The 20,220-nt window shown below is 49.0% G+C and carries 20 protein-coding genes and 1 pseudogene; 15 read left to right on the top strand and 6 right to left on the bottom strand.

What is annotated here, in order from left to right; translation table 11 throughout:
• Nucleotides 1–74: 74 nt before the first annotated feature.
• Complete coding sequence (locus tag FGS84_RS21030; RefSeq protein WP_138310285.1) at nucleotides 75–335, bottom strand: helix-turn-helix transcriptional regulator; 261 nt, start codon at nucleotides 333–335, stop codon at nucleotides 75–77.
• Nucleotides 336–469: 134 nt separating this feature from the next.
• On the opposite strand from FGS84_RS21030, the gene FGS84_RS21025 reads away from it, so the two are divergent.
• Nucleotides 470–730 (top strand): hypothetical protein, encoded by a 261-nt coding sequence (locus FGS84_RS21025; RefSeq protein ID WP_138310284.1) that lies wholly within the window; start codon nucleotides 470–472, stop codon nucleotides 728–730.
• 133 nt (nucleotides 731–863) lie between these two features.
• Here the strand turns inward: FGS84_RS21025 and FGS84_RS21020 are convergent, their stop codons facing one another.
• Together FGS84_RS21020 and FGS84_RS21015 are read right to left on the bottom strand one after the other, a co-directional pair.
• The gene (locus tag FGS84_RS21020; RefSeq protein WP_138310283.1) at nucleotides 864–1,853 is read right to left on the bottom strand and encodes a WYL domain-containing protein; all 990 of its coding nucleotides are present in this window, start codon (nucleotides 1,851–1,853) and stop codon (nucleotides 864–866) included.
• Between the two features lie 6 nt (nucleotides 1,854–1,859).
• On the bottom strand, nucleotides 1,860–3,146 hold the full coding sequence (locus tag FGS84_RS21015) for a WYL domain-containing protein (RefSeq protein WP_138310282.1): 1,287 nt from the start codon (nucleotides 3,144–3,146) through the stop codon (nucleotides 1,860–1,862).
• Between the two features lie 284 nt (nucleotides 3,147–3,430).
• Between FGS84_RS21015 and FGS84_RS21010 the strand changes: the two genes are divergently transcribed.
• The 11 genes from FGS84_RS21010 to otnK all read left to right on the top strand — a co-directional run bounded on the left by FGS84_RS21010 (nucleotide 3,431) and on the right by otnK (nucleotide 15,612).
• Complete coding sequence (locus FGS84_RS21010; RefSeq protein WP_138310281.1) at nucleotides 3,431–4,666, top strand: RtcB family protein; 1,236 nt, start codon at nucleotides 3,431–3,433, stop codon at nucleotides 4,664–4,666.
• A 632-nt stretch (nucleotides 4,667–5,298) separates the two neighbouring features.
• Nucleotides 5,299–6,411, top strand: a complete 1,113-nt coding sequence (locus FGS84_RS21005; RefSeq protein WP_138310280.1) for a slipin family protein — start codon at nucleotides 5,299–5,301, stop codon at nucleotides 6,409–6,411.
• A gap of 222 nt (nucleotides 6,412–6,633) precedes the next feature.
• A complete protein-coding gene (gene gdhA / locus FGS84_RS21000; protein WP_138310279.1) occupies nucleotides 6,634–7,968 on the top strand; it encodes an NADP-specific glutamate dehydrogenase in 1,335 nt (444 codons plus the stop codon).
• A gap of 345 nt (nucleotides 7,969–8,313) precedes the next feature.
• Entirely contained in the window at nucleotides 8,314–8,499 is a 186-nt protein-coding gene (locus FGS84_RS31615) for a hypothetical protein (RefSeq protein ID WP_243130030.1), read from the top strand.
• Nucleotides 8,500–8,855: 356 nt separating this feature from the next.
• A complete protein-coding gene (locus tag FGS84_RS20990) occupies nucleotides 8,856–9,332 on the top strand; it encodes a PTS sugar transporter subunit IIA (RefSeq protein WP_227147667.1) in 477 nt (158 codons plus the stop codon).
• Between the two features lie 4 nt (nucleotides 9,333–9,336).
• Nucleotides 9,337–9,618, top strand: coding sequence for a PTS sugar transporter subunit IIB (locus FGS84_RS20985; protein WP_138310277.1), 282 nt, complete (start codon nucleotides 9,337–9,339; stop codon nucleotides 9,616–9,618).
• Nucleotides 9,619–9,640: 22 nt separating this feature from the next.
• The gene (locus FGS84_RS20980) at nucleotides 9,641–11,020 is read left to right on the top strand and encodes a PTS transporter subunit IIC (protein ID WP_138310276.1); all 1,380 of its coding nucleotides are present in this window, start codon (nucleotides 9,641–9,643) and stop codon (nucleotides 11,018–11,020) included.
• Between the two features lie 49 nt (nucleotides 11,021–11,069).
• Nucleotides 11,070–12,971 (top strand): BglG family transcription antiterminator, encoded by a 1,902-nt coding sequence (locus tag FGS84_RS20975; RefSeq protein ID WP_207739976.1) that lies wholly within the window; start codon nucleotides 11,070–11,072, stop codon nucleotides 12,969–12,971.
• Nucleotides 12,972–13,018: 47 nt separating this feature from the next.
• On the top strand, nucleotides 13,019–13,687 hold the full coding sequence (locus FGS84_RS20970) for a class II aldolase/adducin family protein (protein ID WP_138310274.1): 669 nt from the start codon (nucleotides 13,019–13,021) through the stop codon (nucleotides 13,685–13,687).
• A 15-nt stretch (nucleotides 13,688–13,702) separates the two neighbouring features.
• On the top strand, nucleotides 13,703–14,365 hold the full coding sequence (locus FGS84_RS20965) for an aspartate/glutamate racemase family protein (protein ID WP_138310273.1): 663 nt from the start codon (nucleotides 13,703–13,705) through the stop codon (nucleotides 14,363–14,365).
• 14 nt (nucleotides 14,366–14,379) lie between these two features.
• Nucleotides 14,380–15,612: a 3-oxo-tetronate kinase gene (gene otnK, locus FGS84_RS20960; protein ID WP_138310272.1), complete on the top strand. Its 1,233-nt coding sequence runs from the start codon at nucleotides 14,380–14,382 to the stop codon at nucleotides 15,610–15,612.
• A 7-nt stretch (nucleotides 15,613–15,619) separates the two neighbouring features.
• Here otnK and FGS84_RS20955 read toward each other — a convergent pair whose 3' ends face one another.
• The gene (locus tag FGS84_RS20955; RefSeq protein WP_138310271.1) at nucleotides 15,620–17,023 is read right to left on the bottom strand and encodes an MATE family efflux transporter; all 1,404 of its coding nucleotides are present in this window, start codon (nucleotides 17,021–17,023) and stop codon (nucleotides 15,620–15,622) included.
• Nucleotides 17,024–17,139: 116 nt separating this feature from the next.
• A pseudogene (locus tag FGS84_RS20950) lies at nucleotides 17,140–18,392 on the bottom strand (sodium-dependent transporter).
• Nucleotides 18,393–18,729: 337 nt separating this feature from the next.
• Between FGS84_RS20950 and FGS84_RS20945 the strand changes: the two are divergent.
• From FGS84_RS20945 to FGS84_RS20935, 3 genes are read left to right on the top strand one after another with little or no spacing between them, the layout of a single operon-like run.
• On the top strand, nucleotides 18,730–18,942 hold the full coding sequence (locus FGS84_RS20945; protein ID WP_138310270.1) for a spore coat associated protein CotJA: 213 nt from the start codon (nucleotides 18,730–18,732) through the stop codon (nucleotides 18,940–18,942).
• Nucleotides 18,935–19,237 (top strand): spore coat protein CotJB, encoded by a 303-nt coding sequence (locus tag FGS84_RS20940; protein WP_138310269.1) that lies wholly within the window; start codon nucleotides 18,935–18,937, stop codon nucleotides 19,235–19,237. Before FGS84_RS20945 ends, FGS84_RS20940 begins: the two co-directional genes overlap by 8 nt.
• Nucleotides 19,237–19,851, top strand: a complete 615-nt coding sequence (locus FGS84_RS20935) for a manganese catalase family protein (RefSeq protein ID WP_138310268.1) — start codon at nucleotides 19,237–19,239, stop codon at nucleotides 19,849–19,851. The genes FGS84_RS20940 and FGS84_RS20935 overlap by 1 nt, the downstream gene beginning before the upstream one ends.
• Nucleotides 19,852–19,986: 135 nt before the next feature.
• Here FGS84_RS20935 and FGS84_RS20930 read toward each other — a convergent pair whose 3' ends face one another.
• Nucleotides 19,987–20,190, bottom strand: coding sequence for a cold-shock protein (locus FGS84_RS20930; RefSeq protein WP_138310267.1), 204 nt, complete (start codon nucleotides 20,188–20,190; stop codon nucleotides 19,987–19,989).
• Nucleotides 20,191–20,220 lie beyond the last annotated feature (30 nt).

The raw sequence follows: 20,220 nt of genomic DNA, 5'->3' as shown, positions 1-20,220 counted from the left end.
GTAAATACCTTTATCCTTTGTGTTTGGAACAGGCCGTCTGTCGTTTGACAGGCGGCCTGTTCATGTCATTCCGGTTATTGTATATCCTTGGGATTCAGTGTGATGCCCTCAAAAAATGATTCATAGTTAATGTTAAAGATTTCTCTCATGGCAACCAGCTCGGAGATTCGAATATTGTAAGTGCCGCCTTCTATCTGGGAATATATGCTGCGTGAAATATTGAGCCCCATCAGCTGCATCTTTGCAGTGACCTGCTCCTGGGTAAGGTGTGACTGCAGGCGGTATTTTCGGATGTTTGGCCCTATCCTTAAATCCTGCTTTAATTTTTGTTCCATGGCTTCCTCCGGAATATGCAATAAATAGGTTGCATTTCCTTGATTTTACGACAAATGTCATATATAATTGCAATGTATAGATTGCACAGCAGAAATTGGAAATATACATGCAGAAAGTAGAATAGGAGTTTCGTATGATGCCAGAAAAATCCCAGGGGGGGCTGTTGGCCAGATTGCAGAATCTATCAGGCTGCCAGTACCTTTCGGACCTTCACAGTCCGTTTTATATAGACGATATTATATATGCCGTTCGAACGGTCAGCATATCATCTTATTCCATGGGGGAATGGGAGGAAGCCTTCCGGTATATTACGGGTGTCAGAATGGAATTCAGGAGTAAGGATGAACTGATTAAGAATTTGATTTTAAGATTAGAGGAAAACAGGGAGCTTTAGAGGAAGTAAAGAGCTTTAAATGAAAACAGGGAGCTTTAAACGAAACGGATGCTGCCGGCGGTCCGGGTGTATAAAACAACACCCGGGCTGCCAGGACAGCATCCATTTTTTATTTCTTATATTGTATCTGTTTTTACGTGATTTCCCCGTAGAGCAGCTCATGCTGTCTCCTGACCCGTTTTTGAATCTGCCTTATAAAGGAGGGCGGACCCAGTACGCGGACCACAGGTCCAAAGGATAGGATATCAATGAGAAGTTCTGTCTCATCCGCCAAATCATAGTAAATGGAGCAGACCCAGCATTTCTTATCCTCGTCATACTCCGTGTGCTTCTCATAGTTGGCAAAATGCAGCATGCACCGTTCCAGTGAGTTGCGCTCACCGCTGATTTCCAGTACCACTGGGTTTGCAGCCTTCTGGACCGGTTGGAATGAACGGGCTTTTAAGTCCGGCGGGCATGGCCTGGAGGTCACGTGGCAGTCCTTTATACGGCCTAAGTTCAGTATGGTGTTGCGGCTGAAGGTTTCCCGGTGGAGCTGGAGGCAGCAGAGACGGAATTTGTCATCCTTGGAGGAATACTGTAGCTGGTAAGGCGCAGTTTCAAAGGAGTGGACACGGCCGTGCTTTCCCTCATAGGCCACCAGAAGGATACGTTCCTCCCTGAGCGCCTTAAGAATGGCCTGGAAATGTTTCCTGTAGTCGCCGGAAGCATAGGAATCCCCGTCTCTGTAGCGGTCATAGTAGTAAAAGTTTTCCTCCTGGTAAAGAGAGGAGCAGGCGCCTAATTCACGGTCCAGAAGTCCTATCTCCCGGTCAGTGAAAAACAGCCGGAAACGGGGGTCCTGCATAAGGGATTTAAGCCATGCCTTTTGGAGATTCGTAAGAGGGATAGCCGGGACGGCATGGCCCAGCCGGGACGTAAAGGTATGTTTGTCCTTCTCATCCAGAAGGGCCCATGTGCCGTCCGTCAGTTTGGGAATAATGGACAGGGAGCTTTCCTGGAAACCATAGACACGGCAGATATCCTCCATGTCCTGCCTGGTTATGGGGTCACGCCCGGCTCTGTCCAGTATGTGGCGGACTACATTGTAATAGCAGCTGTAGATTTTGTGAAATAATTCCATGGTTTCCTACTCCTCATTCCTGCAGTACATCTCATACATCTTTTCCCAATCGCGGGTTATCTTGGCTATGGCAAAGAGGTTCGTTCCCTGGATGTCCAGGATACGGCCTGTAAAGGTTTTGGCCCAGGACAGCATTTCGTTGGTATCGAAAAATGTACCAGTGTACAGAAACTGGTTTTCGCGAATCCTCAGAACCTCTCCCCCGCGGCCTTCCCGGTAAAGACGGTTTAAGATATAGGGTTCTTTTTCCTCGTCTATGTAGAGCTTGATGCAGACCTCCTCCATACGGCTTGCGCCGCCTCCAAACGACACGCCCCAGCATTTATCCTTGTTTTTTTCCAAATCACGGAGCAATTCCCCGTAAAATGTACATGGCTCCAAAAGGGTCACACTGGTGATGGAGTCCAGACGGGAGTTGCTGAAGCGGCGGCGCTGGGGCAGATACAGGCACAGATACCTCCGGCCGGTCTGGGTGCTGACATATATTTTCAGAGGCACTCCTGACATGGTGGAGGTCTGTCCGCTGCGGCTGCTTTTGTTTTCGAAACAAATCAGACGCTGTTCCCGTATGGCGGTCAGTATACAGGCCAGTACGCCGTCCTCCAGTGTGTGTACGATGAAATGGTGCTTGAACTGAAACAGGTCATTGCATGCATCCTGACGGTCCAGGATGGTGCTTCCTATGAAGCCAAAGGGGGCTGCCTCCTGGAAGTATTTCACTGCTGTGATGAGGCGCTGCCATAATTCATGTTTCTCGTCCGCTGTCCCGTCAGACACTGTTTTGCCGGGTTCTGTTTCCATGGACATAAGGGGAGCCAGCGCATAGAAGAGAATTTTTCCTTCCTTATGGGAAACCAGTATGCCAAGGGATTCATATTCCTTCAGCTTCAGGCGCACGGTCTGGGTGTCAAATACAACCCCGTAGTTTCGGGAGATGAGGTCGGTCACTGCGCTGGCTGACAAGCCCTCTGTACAGCCGCATAAAAGGTCCATGATGAAGAAATGGAGCATCAGGTCATTGTCTGTAAAGCTCTTGGACTTCCAGGCAGCGTACAGGGGATTCTGGGGAATGGTCTTGCTGTCCACATTGATGTAAACATGCTTTCCCTTGGAGGTGTAATCGGATTTTGTATACCGGGAGAGCCAGCTTTCAATGCGGCGGCGTTCATTGTCATAGGTTCTGGAGCTCTTTTCACTGAAATCATTTCTTACCTTGAACCCGTAAACGTAAAATTGCCGCATATAGTCACGGATGCGGTCAAAGTTTTTGATTAATTCCTGGAATTCAGCCATGACGGTTGCCTCCTGTCCGTAAATGTTTGATGTATTTCTAATATAAAATCCGGTTATAACAGCTGGTCCGCTTTATTTCTGCCTTCTGAAACCTGACCGCAGTTTTCCCTGTTCTTACAGCATACTCCAAATTTCTATAAATAGCAAATAATGGAAGTTCGCAACTTTTTTTAAATGATACCCGCCTGAAAATCATGTATCATAAGCATGTAGTTAAGATACATACGCAAATATATGAACGGTGAGACAGACGTACAAAACGAAGACGAAAGGATGTGAGATATATGTTTGTGATGTATGAGAAAGAAAATATGAAGGTCCCGGTAAGGGTATGGCTGAAGGACCGTAAGGATTTGGAGGGCAGCTGCCTGGAACAGGCATATCATCTTTCACAGCTGCCTTTCCTTCACAAATGGGTCAGTCTGATGCCGGATACCCACGCGGGCAAGGGAATGCCTATCGGCGGCGTCATTGCAGCGGAGGGAGTGGTAATTCCCAATGCAGTGGGCGTGGACATTGGCTGCGGCATGGCTTATACGGAGACAAATATCAAGGTGGCTGATATTAAAGAGGTTATCACAGGCAACGGCTCCCTTATCCAGGCCATCATAGGCGATATTATGCGCAATGTGCCGGTGGGATTTGCGCACCATAAGACCATGATGCCCAGCTATACCATGGACTGCGCGTTTGAAGAAATGGACCGGTATGAGGAGGATGGGGAGCTCTTGGGACAGCTGGAGGCGGGATACTATCAAATCGGCACACTGGGGGGAGGAAATCATTTTATTGAACTCCAGGAAGATGACGCCGGTTATCTGGCTGTGATGATTCACTCGGGAAGCCGGCATTTCGGAAAAGCGGTCTGTGATTACTTCCACTATAAGGCAAGGCAGTTAAACCAGACATGGTTCAGCGCGGTGCCGGATGAATACAGGCTGGCCTTCCTGCCTGTGGATACCAGGGAGGGGAAACAGTACCTGAGCTGGATGCAGCTGTCCATGGATTTTGCCAAAGAAAACAGGGAAAAGATGATGCTGGCTGTAAAAGCCATTCTGGAGAAGTGGATTGGCAAATATACCGGATTTTCATTGGAATTTTCCCATGACCTGAACTGCCATCACAACTACGCTTCCTTAGAAAACCATTACGGAAAGGATGTATGGGTCCACAGAAAGGGCGCTGTCAGCGCCCAGAGCGGCGAGTTAGCCGTGATTCCGGGGGCCATGGGTTCTTACAGCTATGTGGTTATGGGAAAAGGAAATCCTGAGAGCTTTTGCTCCTCATCCCATGGAGCCGGGAGGCAGTATTCCAGAAAAGGAGCCATGGCAGCATTTTCCTGTGAGGAGGTCATTCTGGATTTACAGAAACAGGGTGTGATTCTTGGAAAGAAGGGAAAGGCTGACGTGGCGGAGGAGAGCCGGTTTGCCTATAAGAATATTGAGGAAGTTATGGATAACCAGCAGGACCTGGTGGTGCCTGTGAAGCGTCTTAAGACCATAGGCGTGGTAAAGGGTTAAGGCCCCATAGGCGCTATGGGGTCAAAGAAAAACAAGCAGGGCCCGTCAGGTGGACGGGACACCTGCCCTACATAAATACTGGCAGTTTGCCTTAAGAGGCGGAGCTTTCTTCCTGGGGCTCCCCGGTGCCCGGCCTTTGGTTCAGTGGTATGCCGGCAATCTGCAGCCTTTTAGGATGATGTGTCGCGGGTTCGACTCCCGCCGTGTAAGAGAACACGTAGCTAAGTTGGTATAGCAATCATTGAAAATGATGACATAACCAAATGTCTCCAGGAAGGGAAAGGGATGCCTTGGCTCCTGCCGAACCTGTGGTTACGGGGAAAGGCAGTCCTTCTGCAGCCCAGTGCAACTGCGGATACCGCACAAAACGGGCCGGACCGGAAGCATCAGCTTATAACGTGTTTCCCGTCCGGATGGAACGGGCCAGGAACGTGTAACAGCGTATTCCAGACCTGTTCCGGGTAAGGGACAGAATGCCCTGCCGGAATGTGCTTAAGCAGAAGCCCGCAGCAGCAGGACGGAGCAAGGCAGCCGCCTTTTCCAACAAATGAATGTAACTGTGTGATTCGTTGTAGCGGGGCTTTGAATGTATGATAAATGCTCCGCAGATTCAAACTATGAGGGATTCAGATATGATGATAAAGAAATATATAATCAAAGAGCAGGAATGCGGCTATCTGATGAAGGATGGCCGGTTCGTGGAACTGCTGACAGCAGGAAAGTATTCTTACCTGGGCATGCTGGGATATGAGGTGCAGACTGTTCCTATGACAGGGGAGGTCAGGACCTGCGGCATACCCGAGGAAATCCTTATGAAGAACGAGAAGTTTGCCTCCAGGGTAGTAAAGGCAGTACTGCCGGACGAGTGCATTGCCCTGCGGTTTGTGAACAGGGCCTACAGGGAAGTGATTACAAAGCCTGAGACTTTATACTGGAATGTATTTGAGAAAAATGAATTCCAGCTCATTGATATAACCAAGCCATATATGGAGGATACCCTTCCCAGGATGTACATGGACCTGATGCCTGCCAAATATTATAAGAAAATAGTTATAAAGGACGGTGAGACAGGTCTTCTGTATTTTGACAACCGCTATGAAAAGATACTGGGTACCGGGTCATACTACTTCTGGAATTACGGAAGGGAAGTTACCTGCAAAATCTTCAATATGAAGATTCAGCAGCTTGACATCTCCGGTCAGGAAATTCTCACCGCGGATAAGGTGGCTGTGCGGTTAAATGTCATCTGCAATTACCGGATAACCAATCCTGAGAAACTGGTCCAGACCGTGGAAGGAGTGGCTTCCCAGCTTTATACATATGTCCAGCTGAAGCTGCGGGAATATGTGGGACGGTACAGACTGGATGAACTTCTGGAACAAAAGGAGGAAATCGGAAGGTTTGTGCTGGATAAGTTAAAGGAGTATCAGGAGGAGTACTGTGTGGAGATAACCGGAGCAGGCATCAAGGACATTATACTTCCGGGAGAGATAAGGGAAATTATGAATACCGTCCTGCTGGCAGAGAAAAAGGCCCAGGCCAATGTCATCATGCGGAGGGAGGAGGTGGCTTCCACAAGAAGTCTTTTGAACACCGCGAAGCTGATGGATGAGAACCATACCCTGTTCAAGTTAAAGGAAATGGAGTACCTGGAGAAAATCTGCGACAAGGTAGGCAATATATCCCTTAACGGCGGCAAAGGTGTGCTGGAGCAGCTGGCTGAGCTGGCAGGTGTACAGGATTAAACTGAAGCAAGCGGTATCCGGCCCGGGGAGTCCAAGGGTTTTTCAGGCAGGTTTTAAGGAGGAAAATGAGGAAACAGCCAGTAAACCCGCGGTAAAATCGGTTTACATACTTCTTGACTTTAGCATATTAACTTGCTATACTTTTTCTAAAGTCTGTGCCGGACCCACTACCGGCACAGCATCCCCACACTATACAAACAAAAATCCAGGAGGTCGATTGAAATGTCATACGTTGATGAGATTTACGAGAGAGTTGTAGCACAGAACCCGGGTGAGCCGGAGTTCCATCAGGCTGTCAAGGAAGTATTGGATTCCTTAAAGCTGGTCATCGATGCCAATGAAGAAAAGTACCGCAGGGAAGGTGTCCTTGAGCGTTTTACGGAGCCGGAACGGGTTGTTTCTTTCAGGGTTCCATGGGTAGATGACAACGGAGCGGTCCAGGTGAACAAGGGATACAGGATACAGTTCAACAGCGCCATCGGGCCATATAAGGGCGGCCTGCGTTTCCATCCATCCGTAAACCAGAGCATCCTCAAGTTCCTTGGTTTTGAGCAGACACTTAAGAACTCCCTGACCGGACTTCCCATGGGCGGCGGCAAGGGCGGTTCCAATTTCGACCCCAAGGGTAAATCAGACCGTGAAGTCATGGCCTTCTGCCAGAGCTTCATGACAGAGCTGTACCGCCACATTGGCAAAGATACGGATATCCCGGCCGGAGATATCGGCGTGGGCGGCAGGGAAGTAGGATACCTGTTCGGACAGTATAAGAGAATTACCGGATTGTATGAGGGCGTACTTACAGGCAAAGGACTTACCTTCGGCGGTTCCCTGGCCAGGACACAGGCAACCGGATACGGCCTTGTATATATTCTGAATGAGATGTTAAAGCACAATGGCAAGGATATGGCAGGCAAGACCGTAGTTGTATCCGGTTCCGGCAATGTGGCTATCTACGCAACCGAGAAGGCACAGCAGCTGGGAGCAAAGGTAGTGGCGTTAAGCGATTCCAACGGTTATATCTATGACAAGGACGGCATACAGCTGGATATTGTCAAAGAAATCAAGGAAGTGCGCAGAGGACGCATCAAGGAGTATGTGGATGAGGTTCCAACCGCAGTATACACAGAGGGCAGGGGAATCTGGAGCATCCCCTGCGATATCGCCCTTCCATGCGCAACCCAGAACGAGCTTAACTTAGACGATGCCCAGGCACTTCTTGCCAATGGATGCTTTGCAGTGGCAGAGGGCGCTAATATGCCGTCTACCAGGGAAGCAACCGACCTGTTTGTGGAGAAGAAGATTCTCTTCATGCCGGGCAAGGCTGCCAATGCAGGCGGCGTGGCAACCTCCGGACTGGAGCAGAGCCAGAACTCCTTAAGGATGTCATGGTCCTTTGAGGAAGTGGATGATAAGCTTCACACAATCATGGTAAATATCTTTGCAAAGGTATCAGAGGCAGCAGAGCGCTACGGAGTTGCAGGCAACTACGTGGCAGGCGCCAACATTGCCGGATTTGAGAAGGTGGTTGAGGCAATGCTGGGACAGGGTATTGTGTAGTCCGTAAGGTATCACGCAGCCGTAATAGAATAGGAACAGAGTATGCGCAATGAATTCCGCAGGCAGGCTAAAAAAGTTTGTCTGCGGAATTTTTTTAAATGGGCTTTAGCCTGTTGGGCATGTCGGAATTTCCCGGGTCGGAAATGGAGACATGGGAAATCCTGCGGAACATATTAGGGCGCTATGGAGCAATATCAACAGAAATTGGAAATAGTGCATAAAAAACAAGGTTTTCATTAGGCCATTATCCGGTCCACCGGTCTGCCCCGGCTGATTAAGGGATGGACGGATTTAAATTATGGGAATGCCATTAATTATTATGCAGGCAATCCTGACAGCAGGGCTATGATAGAACGCCAGTACCCAATCCATAAGGAGCTGGTGGATGTGTGCCGCACCGGGAACACGGAGAATATATGCAGGGCAATATCAAACCATTATATGAAGACCATCAGGAGGCGTCTGAAGGAACAGGGCATGCCGGAAGACCATTTTAAGTTTTCCATTGATGTGATGGATGGCTGGGTTTGAGGCCGGAACAGAATATAAGACAGCAGATGGAAAAAGAATAGGAAAGAATCCGGATGACGGTTTTGGAAGGAACCATTGTCAGGGTTCTTTTTTTATAACCATGAAGCGGTCTGTTGTTCCGGTCAGTTAACAGGGATACGGTTGTGTATAATGCCGCACCATCCGGGTATAACAGTGAAAATAAGGCACAATTATGTATAAAATAATTGCGCATCACAGGAATGAGCATCATATTGCACAAAATATGGACCCTATTTAAATTGAAATCCCAATGCCGGACCCTTATAATGCAGATATGGAGAAGATACATGAGCGCGCGTGTAGCTTTAATATTAATTAATAAGGAGTACCAAATCATGACGGGAGATATAGTATACAAGGACCTGATTCAACTGGATTTGGATGTGAGAAGTACTGACGAATTATTTGAGGTCATGTCCGGGCAGCTTATGGAATTGGGGTATGTGACAGGGGATTTCCTTGAAAGCATAAAAGAAAGGGAAAAGGAATATCCTACGGCCCTTCCCATAGAGCCGTACGCAGTGGCCATACCCCATACGGACCCGGAGTGCATTAAGAACGCATTCATTGCCTGTATCCGCCTGAAGGAACCGATTCCATGGAGGGAGATGGCTGCCAATGAGGTAGTCCATATGGTGCGGTTTGTATTCCTGCTTGGGTTTAAACAGGAGGATGTGGGAGATGCCCATGTGGAACTGCTGCAGATACTGGTGAACAATTGCCAAAGGGCTGATTTTATGGAAAGGCTGCGGCAGGCTGCAACGGCAGAGACATATTTTAATCTGGTATTATCAATGGAAGGTATAGGGTGAACATATGAAGAGAATCATAGTGGCATGTGCAAATGGAGTTGCTACATCACAGGCAGTTGCCAGCAAGGTAAACCGTCTGTTAAAAGAAAGAAAGGTGGACGCCATGGTGGACGCGGTCAATATTAAGTCCCTGGACCGGGATATAAAAGACTGTGTGGCTTATATATCCATCACTAAGACGGTAAAGGAATATCCGGTGCCAGTTATTAACGGAATCGCGTTCCTGACAGGGGTCAGGCAGGAGGACGAACTGAAAAAGCTCATTGATGCGGTCAACAAAAGCTGATATGTAGAAGGAGGGGAAAGGTATGCAAGTATTAACAAATGTTGTCAACTTCTTTTTGGGACTGGGGGCTCCCATATTTGTGCCAATCATAATGATTATTGGCAGTATACTGGTGGGAATGAAGATAAAGGATGCTATTTCGTCCGGTATCACCCTTGGCGTGGCGTTTACAGGCATGAACCTGCTGATATCCTTTATGAAGGACAGCATAACCCCGGCGGCCCAAGCCATCATGACCTCAACAGGAATCTCACTGCCCATTGTTGACGGCGGATGGAGCACCATGGCTACCATATCATGGGCATGGCCCTATGCATTTCTCATGTTTCCGCTTTTGATTGCAGTCAATGTGGTGATGATACTTCTCAATAAGACAAATACCATCAATGCTGACTTATGGAATGTATGGCTTAAGATATTTACGGCAGTTGCTGTGGTATCCATTACCCACAGTGTGATTCTGGCCTTTGTGATTGCGGCTGTGCAGATTATACTGGAACTTAAATCTTCGGATGCGCATCAGCACCGTATTGAGAAGCTGACAGGTATTCCCGGTGTGTCCGTGACCCATGCAACGTTGTTTTTCGGCGCCATCCTATATCCCATTGCCCTGATTTTAAGAAAGATTCCAGGGCTAAACAGGGAATTTGACACAGAAATGCTGAAGGATAAGGTGGGTATCTTTGCAGAAAATCACGTAATGGGATTTTTGCTGGGCTGTTTATTCGGAATTCTGGCAAAATATTCCCTGGCCCAGATTCTTACCACTGGAATCAAGGCTGCCGCCGCCATGACACTGTTCCCTGTGGTAGCCAAATATTTTATGCAGGCATTGTCTCCCATCTCCGAGGCGGTCAGCGCTTTCATGAATAAGAAGTTTGAGGGAAAGACCCTGATTGTGGGGCTGGACTGGCCTATCCTGGGGGGCTGTAATGAGATATGGCTGGCAATTCTTTGGAGCATTCCGTTCATGCTGGTCTATTCCATGTTCCTGCCGGGCAATGGAATCCTTCCTTTTGCAGGACTTATGAGCGCATCCCTGGCACTGCCGGCATTTCTGGTGACAAGGGGAAACCTGCTCCAGATGTCCATTCTCTGTGTTATCGGAGCGCCCGTGTTCCTGTGGGTGGGGACTGCATTTGCTCCGTTTATGACTGAGTTAGCCATAGCAACAGGCAGTATTGACCTCCAGGCAGGTGAACTGATTAGCAACAGCCTGATTAACGGTCCTGTATTTACGTATTCCATTTCACATCTGTTCATGTTCTTAAAGGGGAATTTTGTGCCTTTGATTATATTTGCAGTCTGGCTGGCCGGGTTTATATTATACTACCGTGATTTAATGCGTGAGGCCAGGGAAGATGCAGCTCTGGAGGCTGAGAATGCAAAGGCAGGACAGTAAGCAAGCAAATTGACGAGGTGATATCGTGTATCTGGATAGCAGAAGTTATATGATTTTTCAGGAAATAGTGAATAATACATCCGCTACAGGCAAGGGCCTGGAGGATAAATTCCGCCTTACAAGAAAGCAGCTCAGTTATAGCTTTGACAAAATCAATGACTATCTTAAGGATAACGGCCATCCAGAGATTAAACGGCTGAAGACCGGGTACTTCATGGTGCCCGGTCCGGTGGCTGAGCATTATTCCACCAAAGAGGCAGCGGTCACCAAGTCTTCTTATACTTATTCAGACGAAGAGCGGGCGTATTGGATTGAGCTCAGGCTGCTGTGCCATGAGGACGAGCTTTCCACCTACCATTTTACAGAGGAGCTCCAAATCAGTAAGAATACCCTGCTCAGTGATTTGAAAAAGGTGCAGGAACGGATTAATAAATTCAGCCTGGAGCTGGCGTATAACAGGAAGGAAGGATACCGCCTTTACGGAAGCGAATACCATAAAAGAGAGCTTTTAACCCACGCTCTCAGAAAGCTTTTAAACATGCCGGGCGGTGAGGAAAACCTGAACCGGGTATATGCAATAGAGGAAGCACAGGCAGAAGACCTTAAGGACAATATTGAAGAGATAGAAAATAAGCTTCAGCTTCAGTTTACAGATGAACGGCTGAAGGAGCTTCAGTATATTTTTTATTTTACCATGCTGAGGATTAAGAATCAAAAGACCATAGAAGCCATGGACCAGTACCGTCTGGTAACAACTACCAGGGAGTATTCCGTGGTAGCTGCGTTTGCGGACATATACGGAATAAAGGATGAAAATGAAATTGTTTATTTTGCAGTCCAGATACAGATTTCAAAGGTCCATAACAGGACCCATGAAGATATGGGAAACCTGGAGCTTTTGAGGGAGGCGGGAATGCATATGCTGGAACGCTTTGAGTCCATCAGCTGTGTCCGCCTGGACGGAAGGGCTGAATTTCTGGAAATCCTGTATCAGCACATGAAGCCGGCTGTGTACCGGATATGGTATGGATATCATGTGGAGCCTGATATCACGGATATGATACTGCCTAAATACCAGTATCTCCATGAAATCGTGCGCAGGGCAGTGAGGCCCTATGAAATCTACCTCAAATGTACATTTCCGGACCCTGAGCTTGTGTATATTACGGTTCTCTTTGCATCCTGGCTCCATAAGGAGGGGAAGCTGATACAGGTCCGGGAAAAGGAACGGGCAGTGGTGGTGTGTACCAACGGGCTTACCGTATCGCAGTACCTTTTCGTTTCGCTGTCAGAGCTTCTGCCTGAGATTGAATTTTTAGAGTGCCTGTCCTTAAGGGACTTTTACGAATATGATAAGGATTTCCAGATTGTGTTTTCTACCGTAAGGCTGGAGACAGACAAGAAACAATTTGTGGTATTTCCCTTTGCCAATGATATTGCCAAGAAATCATTCAGGGAAAAGGTACTGGAAAATATACGGATATCAGAGGGACAGGTAAAACTGCAGAGCCGTCTGCCCTTTCTGCTGCCGGATGAACGGATTCAGATTACAGAGGAAAGAACGGATTGGCAGAATGCAATCCGGATGGCGTCAGCGCCTTTGCTGGACAATGGATTCATTAACAGGAATTATGTTGACAGGGCCATCGATATGGTGGAGACGGAAAAGCGGTTCATCATGATTGCAGATGGCGTGATTATCGCCCATGCGGGCGTGGATGACGGCGTGTACTGCATGGGAATGTCTTTGCTTAGGCTGCCTGAAAAGCTGTCCTTTAACGGATATATGGATGCCGATATTATTGTGGTTCTGGCCACGCCGGATAAGACAGGGCATCTGCCGGCGCTTTATCAGCTGTTTGATTTGCTGGAGGACGAGGGTAATATAAATGCCATGCGCAGGGCCGGGGATGTACACGAAATTGCGAGGCTGATACGGAAATATATTTGAGTAAACAGTGATGAAACTAATATGAATCAAAGAGGGGAGAAACTTATATGTTACAGGAAGCAGTACAAAAAGCAAAAGAGCAGGTCATGTGGGGATGCAGGACCATGGTGGATAAGGGATATGCATTGGGAACAGCAGGCAATATCAGCGCCAGGGTGGAAGGGGAGCCATTGTTTGTGATTACCCCTTCAGCCAGGCCGTATCTTACCATGAAGCCGGAGGACCTGGCAGTGGGGGATATGGATGGAAATATAGTGTCGGGTCCCTATAAACCTTCCATTGAATGTTTCATGCATCTGGGAATCTTCCGGGAACGGCCGGAGGTGAACTGTATTGTACATACACATTCCAAATTTGCCACGGCTGTCAGCGCACTGGACGGTGTTCATAAGGTGCCGGTGATTGATATTGAGGGTGTGGTGTACCTGGGTGGGGAGATACTGGTGGCCCCCTTTGCGCCTCCGGGTTCCGCAGAACTGGCTGCCCATGTAAGGAATACCATTGGAACAAATGCAGGCCTGCTCATGGCCAATCACGGAGCCATTGGCACCGGACTTACCATGGAGGATGCCATGATATCCAGCGACAATGTGGAGAGGGCCTGTGAGATGTATCTGGCAATTCTGGGCGCGGGACGGCAGGTAAGGAAGCTGCCGGAGGATTATATGGAAATGGCAAAGAAAAAGTCACTGGCAAGAAGAAATGTAGTTTTATAGAATCAGGAGGAGCATATGGGAAGAAAGGTTGCAGTAATCCATACAACAGCCGTTACCTACGAAGGTATCAACAGCAGGCTTAAGGCGCTGGCGCCGGATGCAGAGGTTATGAACATTGTGGACGACAGTCTTCTGAATGATGTGAAGAGGGAGGGAAAGCTGACAAAGGAGGTTACAAGGCGGCTTATGACATATGCTTTTGAAGCCCAGGACTGGGGAGCAAAGCTGATTCTTAATGCCTGCTCCTCTGTGGGGGAAGGCGTGGATGTCATAAGACCGCTGCTAACGATTCCTTATCTTAAAATCGATGAACCCATGGCGCGTACAGCTGTGGAAAGGGGAGATAAAATAGCTGTATACGGTACGGTCAAGACCACGCTGGAGCCAAGTGCAAGACTGATAAGACGCATTGCCGAATCAGCGGAAAAGGATGTGGCAGTGGATTCCTATCTGGCCTCCGATGCCTTTGAGGCGCTGACGGCGGAGAAGAACCAGGACAAGCATAATCAGATACTGGAGGCGCTGATTCGTGATACCCAGGAGCAGTATGATGTTCTGGTGCTGGCGCAGGCCAGCATGAGCGTATTGATTCCGTGTCTGTCAGACATTTCCAAGCCAATTCTGAGCAGCATGGACTCAGGAGTGGAGGCAGCTGCTGCAGCACTGAAGGAATTATAAATGAGGACAGAGATATGATATTAGGATGTGTGGCGGATGATTTCACAGGGGCCGCCGATGCTGCCTCCTTCCTTCAGGCAGGAGGCGCCAAGGTGATTCTCAGCAATGGGATACCTGAGGGGGAGAATGAGGATATTATGCCGGCCCAGGCAGTGGTGATAGCACTGAAGACACGTACCTGCCCTCCCTGTGAGGCAGTGGAACGGAGCCTGGCTGCGTTTTCCTGGCTGAAAGCCCACGGGGCACGTATGCTGTATTTTAAATACTGTTCCACCTTTGACTCCACGGAAAAGGGAAATATAGGACCGGTTCTGGATGCTGTCCTGGAACAATGGAACATACCATACACACTTTTATGCCCTGCGCTGTTGGAAAACGGGAGAAGCGTGAGGGATGGAAAGCTGTATGTCAATGGGGTTCTGCTGGAGGAAAGTTCCATGAGGGACCATCCCCTTAACCCAATGAGGGATTCCCGGTTAAAGCGCCTGATGGAAAGACAGAGCCGGTATCCCTGTTATAATCTGGATGAGGGTGCCCTTGAACGGGAGTTCAGGCCTCCTGGGGACCCGGGGCATTATTATCTCATACCGGATTATTATGAAGAGAGACACGGAAGTATGATTGCAGACAAATACAGGAATCACCCGCTTTTGTCAGGGGGGTCCGGTCTGCTTAAGATGATTGCCCGGACATGGGAACCGGAAGAGGGAAGGAAAAGGTTTAATCCCTCCCTTTGTTCAGCCCCAATCATACTGGCCGGCAGCTGTTCACAGGCCACCAGGGAACAAATCAGGTATTATGAGTCACAGGGGGGAGTTTCTTACCGCATCCATCCGCTGCAGTTTGTGCAGGGCATCCAGACAATGGACCATATCAAAGCGTTTCTGGATGATAACAAAAATCAGGCGGTCCTGGTTTACACCTCGGCACCGCCTGATGAAGTAAATCATATAAAAGCGGAATGGAAGGAAGCTTTTCCGCCTCTGGGACATTATAACGAGGATATATTGGCCCGGACAGCCGCCTATGCCCTGGAATGCGGACGAAAACGAATCATTGCTGCAGGAGGGGAGACTTCAGGCGCAGTCATGCAGAAACTGGGAATGCATACATTTTATATCGGAAAATCCATTGCCCCGGGCGTCCCGGTCATGTATCCTGCGGGGCAGGAAGGTCCGGAACTGGTTCTTAAGTCCGGAAACTTCGGCCGGGAGGATTTCTTTATCCGGGCAATGAAGGACATCTGAGCCGGGACTAATCCGCAATACCCACCTTACCCTCCATCCCGTCTTCCGCCAACCGCATCCTCCGGAGCTCCCTGGTGACAAATACCAGGGCCAGTAGGGCGGCCATAAGGTCTGCAACCGGCGCAGAGTACATGACGCCTTCAATGCCGAAAAACATGGGCAGCACCACAATCAGGGGCAGGAGGAAGATAATCTGCCTGGTAAGGGAGATGAAGATACCCTTTGCAGCCTTTCCGATGGATGTAAAGTAATTGGCAGTGATGGGCTGGAGTCCGTTTAAAAAGGTGAAGAACAGGAAGATGCGGAAGTATTGTTCCGCAAAGTGAAAGTACTCCTGGCTCCCTGAACCAAAGATGCCGATGATTTGCCTGGGTATCAGCTGGAAACACAGGAAGGCCATGGCGGATATGGTGGTGGCAATGAGCACTGCTTTTAGATATGCCTCCCGGACCCGCTTGAATTTCCTGGCGCCGTAGTTAAAGCTGACAATGGGCTGCAGTCCCTGGGACAGGCCGATGACCAGGGAAAAGAATATCATGTTTACCTTGGTTATGATGCCTGCGCAGGCCAGAGGAATTTCGCTGCCGTAATGGGACTGGGCGCCATAATAGCGGAGGATATTGTTCATTACAATCTGTACCACCATCATGGCCATCTGGTTAAAGAAGGGGGCCATGCCCAGGGCGGCAATGGCCTTTATATGGGATGGGATGGGGGTAAGGGAGCCGAGGGACAAGCGGACGGTCTTAAACCGTGTCAGGTACAGGATGACCATGATGCCGGATATGATTTGTCCGATGATGGTAGCCAGTGCAGCGCCCGCCATTCCCATGCGGAAGCCGAAGATGAACAGGGGGTCCAGTATGGTGTTGAGGATGGCGCCGGTCAGGGTGCACATCATGGAGAATCTGGGGCTGCCGTCCGCACGTATCAGGTTGGAACCGCCTGTGGTCAGGATGAGAAATGGAAAGCCAAGGGATGTGATGCCTGTATAGGTCAGTGAATAGTCCAGGACATCCGGGGTTGCTCCAAAGACAATCATGAGGGGCTTCAGAAAAAGCCTGACCGTGAGACAGAGAATAGCCCCAATGGCAAACAGCATGAAAACAGCGTTGCCCGCATACCGGGTGGCTTCCTCCTTTTCGCCGCTGCCAAGGGACAGATTGAAATTGGCTGCGCCGCCGATTCCGCACATCAGGGAGATGGCAGTACAGGTGATGGTAAGAGGAAATGCCACGTTGGTGGCGGCATTTCCCAGCATGCCCACGCTTCTTCCTATAAAAAACTGGTCTACAATGTTATACAGGGCGCTGACCAGCATGGCTATGATACTGGGGATGGCAAAGCGGACCAAAAGCCGGTTTACAGGCAGAACGCCCAATGGATTTTCGTGAGATGATGAAGATGTCATAAGGTTACCTCGTCTTTCGTGAATAAAAGAAGACTCCCTGTCAGCTTGCAGGTGACAGGGAATCACATGTATCATTGATATGATTATACTACGGTCCGGGAATAAACGTCAAGAACTCAGCCGATTCCTCCGAAGGCAATCCCCAAAACAAAGACAACAACCGTAAGTCCGCAGAACAGATAGGCTGTCATGAAACGGAACCAGGGACCCACTGGCCGGGGACGGCCTTTTTCCACTTCTTTTTTCACATAATTCTCCCCAAGTACCCAGAAAAACATGATGCCTGCCAAACCGGCTCCGAGAGGGCAGATGTAAATGGAAACAAAGTCCATCCGGATACAATACCCTGTATGCACAGTCCCACAGCCAGAGCTGCGGCAGCAATCACTGTGACCGATGTTCTCCTGCTGAGCCTGAACTGCTGCTGGAGGGCAGCGATGGGGGCCTCGAACAGGTTAATCAGGGATGAGATTCCTGCAAACAATACGGCTGTAAAGAATACGATAATCAGAATACGGCTTCCGGGCATGGATTTAAAAAGGTTGGGCAGGTAGATAAAAATCAGGCCCGGCCCGCCTTCATCCAGCCTGGAACCAGCGGTTGCCATGGCTGGTATGATGACGAGGGCGGCCAGCATGGCTGCCAGAGTGTCGAAAAGGGCCACCTTCCATGCTGCGTTTGTCACATCCTCCCGGTCATCCAGATAGGAACCGTAAATCAAGGTGCCGTTGCCTGCCAGTGACAGCGAGAAGAAGGCCTGGCCCAGGGCGAAAACCCAGGTCATGGGGTCTGCCAGACCCTTCAGGTCTATCCGGAAGATATAGCGGTATCCCTCCGCGGCAGAGGGCTGGAACGCCATGTAGGCGGCAAGTCCCAGGAACATGAGGAAGAACAGGGGCATGATTATCTTGTTGATTTTCTCTATGCCGCCGGAAATGCCCAGGACCATGATGATAAAGGTAAGAGCCAGGCCCACGGTCTGCCAGAAATTATTGCCAAAGGAACCAGCCATGGAATTAAATGCAAGGGCAAAGCCTTCCACATCGCCGGGAATCAGCGTGGAACCGGTAAAGGAGCCAATGCTGTATCGGAGTATCCAGCCTACAATGACGGAATATCCAATGGCCAGGGCTAGGGAGCCCAAAACCGGGACATAGCCGATGGCTTCACCCAGATGCCGGCCTTTTCCCCGGCTCTGCGTGGCCTGGCCAAAGGCGCCGATGGGACCGGAGCGGGCGGCCCTGCCAAAGGCCATCTCTCCGATGACGCCGGACAGACCGATGATGATAACAAAGAAAAAATAGGGCAGAAGAAAGGTGCCTCCGCCGTATTTGGAGACTCTGGCGGGAAACATCCATATATTGCCCATGCCCACAGCAGAGCCGATGCAGGAAAGGATGAACCCCCAATTGGTTTTCCAGGAGTCCCTTTGAGTGTCAGCTGGGTTATTCACGTAAAACCTCCAATGTTCAGTAAGATGAATGCATAAAGTCCTATTGTAAATCAAAAATTGCATATTGTCTATTTCTTAATATATGCAGTCAGAATACCAGCATACATATTGCGGCCGGGAGAGGAGGATATGAAACTGGCGGTTTGAAAAAATTATGGATTATCTTACAGAATTTTGGCAAGGTAAAAAACCGGCACCAAGGGATAATAATAAGGACACGAGTTGTTAAGTTCATGATGAAAGGAGTGTTCTTATGAATTTATGTGATTGCAAGCCGGCTCCGGCATCCTGCGGATGCGGGGATAAGCTTCCGGCCCCGGGACCCGGACTTTCTCTGGCCATAGCCACTGTTCCCATGCAGCCCTGGGAGACGCCGTATGAGCCGTCGAAGGCCCTGAAACAGGGAACCATTTTTCCATGTCTGGATTTGCCATTTTTCTTAGTAGGAGGTGAACCTCATGCCTGACCGCTGCCAGCTTCTTAAACAGATTAATGAAACCAGTTTCGTAGTCAATGACCTGAACCTGTATCTGGACACCCATCCTCTGGATAAGGATGCCCTGGATGCGTTCAGTCAGGCCCTGAACCAGAGAAAACAGCTGCTGGACGCCTTTGCAAAGGAATATGAGCCGTTGACCCTGAACTGTATCTGTCCTGACACAAATAACAAGACAGAAACCAAGACAAAATACCCGGGACAGAAGCATTTTACCTGGTCCGACGGACCTCTTCCCTGGGATAATGAAGGAGGTGCCGTATAATGTGGACGTATGAGAAAAGACTTCAATTTCCTGTAAATATTACTAAAACCTGTCCGAAGACCGCTTCCTTGATTATCAGCCAGTTCGGCGGACCGGATGGGGAGCTGGCTGCCTCCATGCGTTATCTTTCCCAGCGTTATACCATGCCATGCAAGGAAGTGGGCGGATTGCTTACAGATATCGGTACGGAAGAGCTGGCTCATTTGGAAATGATTTGCGCCATCATATACCAGCTTACCAAAAACCTAACGCCTGAACAGGCTAAAACAGATGGATTTGCTGCTTATTATATTGACCATACCACAGCACTATGGCCTACTGCTGCTGCAGGCGTGCCTTTCAATGCCTGTGAATTCCAGTCAAAGGGAGATGCCATCACAGATTTGCATGAAGACCTGGCTGCAGAGCAGAAGGCAAGAACCACCTATGATAATCTGATTCGTGTAATTGAAAATCCGGAAGTACGTGAACCGCTTAAGTTCCTGCGGGCGCGTGAGGTTGTACACTTCCAACGGTTTGGGGAGGCCCTGGAAAAGATTAAATCCAAGCTGGATGAAAAGAATTTTTATTATTTTAATGCTGAGTTTGACAAGCAGTTTGTGAAACAGCAGTAACCTGCGGCATTGGGGTATCAGGCTTATCCTGGTACCCATACATAGTTCATTAACAGTTCCGGACCCATATCCGGTGCAGCTGATAATTACAAAAAGGACCGCCTCTGAGAGACGGTCCCCTTAATGCGCTGGTGATTAAGCGCCGCAAACGTTAACGGCCTGTAATCCGCGCTGGCTGTTTGTGATGTCAAACGTAACTGCCTGACCATCTTCCAGTGACTTAAAGCCATCGGAAGCAATACCGGAAAAGTGAACAAACACATCTGTTCCATCCTCTTCGTTCGTAATGAAGCCAAAGCCCTTCTGAGAGTTAAACCATTTTACTGTACCTTTATTCATGAAAGATACCTCCTGATATAATATTATTAT

The organism is Clostridium sp. 1001271st1 H5 (assembly GCF_005845215.1).
Lineage (GTDB): Bacteria > Bacillota > Clostridia > Lachnospirales > Lachnospiraceae > Enterocloster.
This window is presented reverse-complemented; position numbering and strand designations above follow the sequence as displayed.

Excerpts from the sequence above, each read along its gene's own strand:
- FGS84_RS20940 (WP_138310269.1), top strand. The coding sequence starts at position 18,935 with ATGCCTGACCGCTGCCAGCTTCTTAAACAGATTAATGAAACCAGTTTC.
- FGS84_RS21010 (WP_138310281.1), top strand. The coding sequence starts at position 3,431 with ATGTTTGTGATGTATGAGAAAGAAAATATGAAGGTCCCGGTAAGGGTA.
- FGS84_RS21025 (WP_138310284.1), top strand. The coding sequence starts at position 470 with ATGATGCCAGAAAAATCCCAGGGGGGGCTGTTGGCCAGATTGCAGAAT.
- FGS84_RS21005 (WP_138310280.1), top strand. The coding sequence starts at position 5,299 with ATGATGATAAAGAAATATATAATCAAAGAGCAGGAATGCGGCTATCTG.
- FGS84_RS20965 (WP_138310273.1), top strand. The coding sequence starts at position 13,703 with ATGGGAAGAAAGGTTGCAGTAATCCATACAACAGCCGTTACCTACGAA.
- FGS84_RS31615 (WP_243130030.1), top strand. The coding sequence starts at position 8,314 with ATGATAGAACGCCAGTACCCAATCCATAAGGAGCTGGTGGATGTGTGC.
- FGS84_RS20935 (WP_138310268.1), top strand. The coding sequence starts at position 19,237 with ATGTGGACGTATGAGAAAAGACTTCAATTTCCTGTAAATATTACTAAA.
- FGS84_RS20970 (WP_138310274.1), top strand. The coding sequence starts at position 13,019 with ATGTTACAGGAAGCAGTACAAAAAGCAAAAGAGCAGGTCATGTGGGGA.
- otnK (WP_138310272.1), top strand. The coding sequence starts at position 14,380 with ATGATATTAGGATGTGTGGCGGATGATTTCACAGGGGCCGCCGATGCT.
- FGS84_RS20990 (WP_227147667.1), top strand. The coding sequence starts at position 8,856 with ATGACGGGAGATATAGTATACAAGGACCTGATTCAACTGGATTTGGAT.
- FGS84_RS20980 (WP_138310276.1), top strand. The coding sequence starts at position 9,641 with ATGCAAGTATTAACAAATGTTGTCAACTTCTTTTTGGGACTGGGGGCT.
- FGS84_RS21030 (WP_138310285.1), bottom strand. The coding sequence starts at position 335 with ATGGAACAAAAATTAAAGCAGGATTTAAGGATAGGGCCAAACATCCGA.
- FGS84_RS20955 (WP_138310271.1), bottom strand. The coding sequence starts at position 17,023 with ATGACATCTTCATCATCTCACGAAAATCCATTGGGCGTTCTGCCTGTA.
- FGS84_RS21020 (WP_138310283.1), bottom strand. The coding sequence starts at position 1,853 with ATGGAATTATTTCACAAAATCTACAGCTGCTATTACAATGTAGTCCGC.
- FGS84_RS20975 (WP_207739976.1), top strand. The coding sequence starts at position 11,070 with ATGATTTTTCAGGAAATAGTGAATAATACATCCGCTACAGGCAAGGGC.
- gdhA (WP_138310279.1), top strand. The coding sequence starts at position 6,634 with ATGTCATACGTTGATGAGATTTACGAGAGAGTTGTAGCACAGAACCCG.
- FGS84_RS21015 (WP_138310282.1), bottom strand. The coding sequence starts at position 3,146 with ATGGCTGAATTCCAGGAATTAATCAAAAACTTTGACCGCATCCGTGAC.
- FGS84_RS20945 (WP_138310270.1), top strand. The coding sequence starts at position 18,730 with ATGAATTTATGTGATTGCAAGCCGGCTCCGGCATCCTGCGGATGCGGG.
- FGS84_RS20985 (WP_138310277.1), top strand. The coding sequence starts at position 9,337 with ATGAAGAGAATCATAGTGGCATGTGCAAATGGAGTTGCTACATCACAG.
- FGS84_RS20930 (WP_138310267.1), bottom strand. The coding sequence starts at position 20,190 with ATGAATAAAGGTACAGTAAAATGGTTTAACTCTCAGAAGGGCTTTGGC.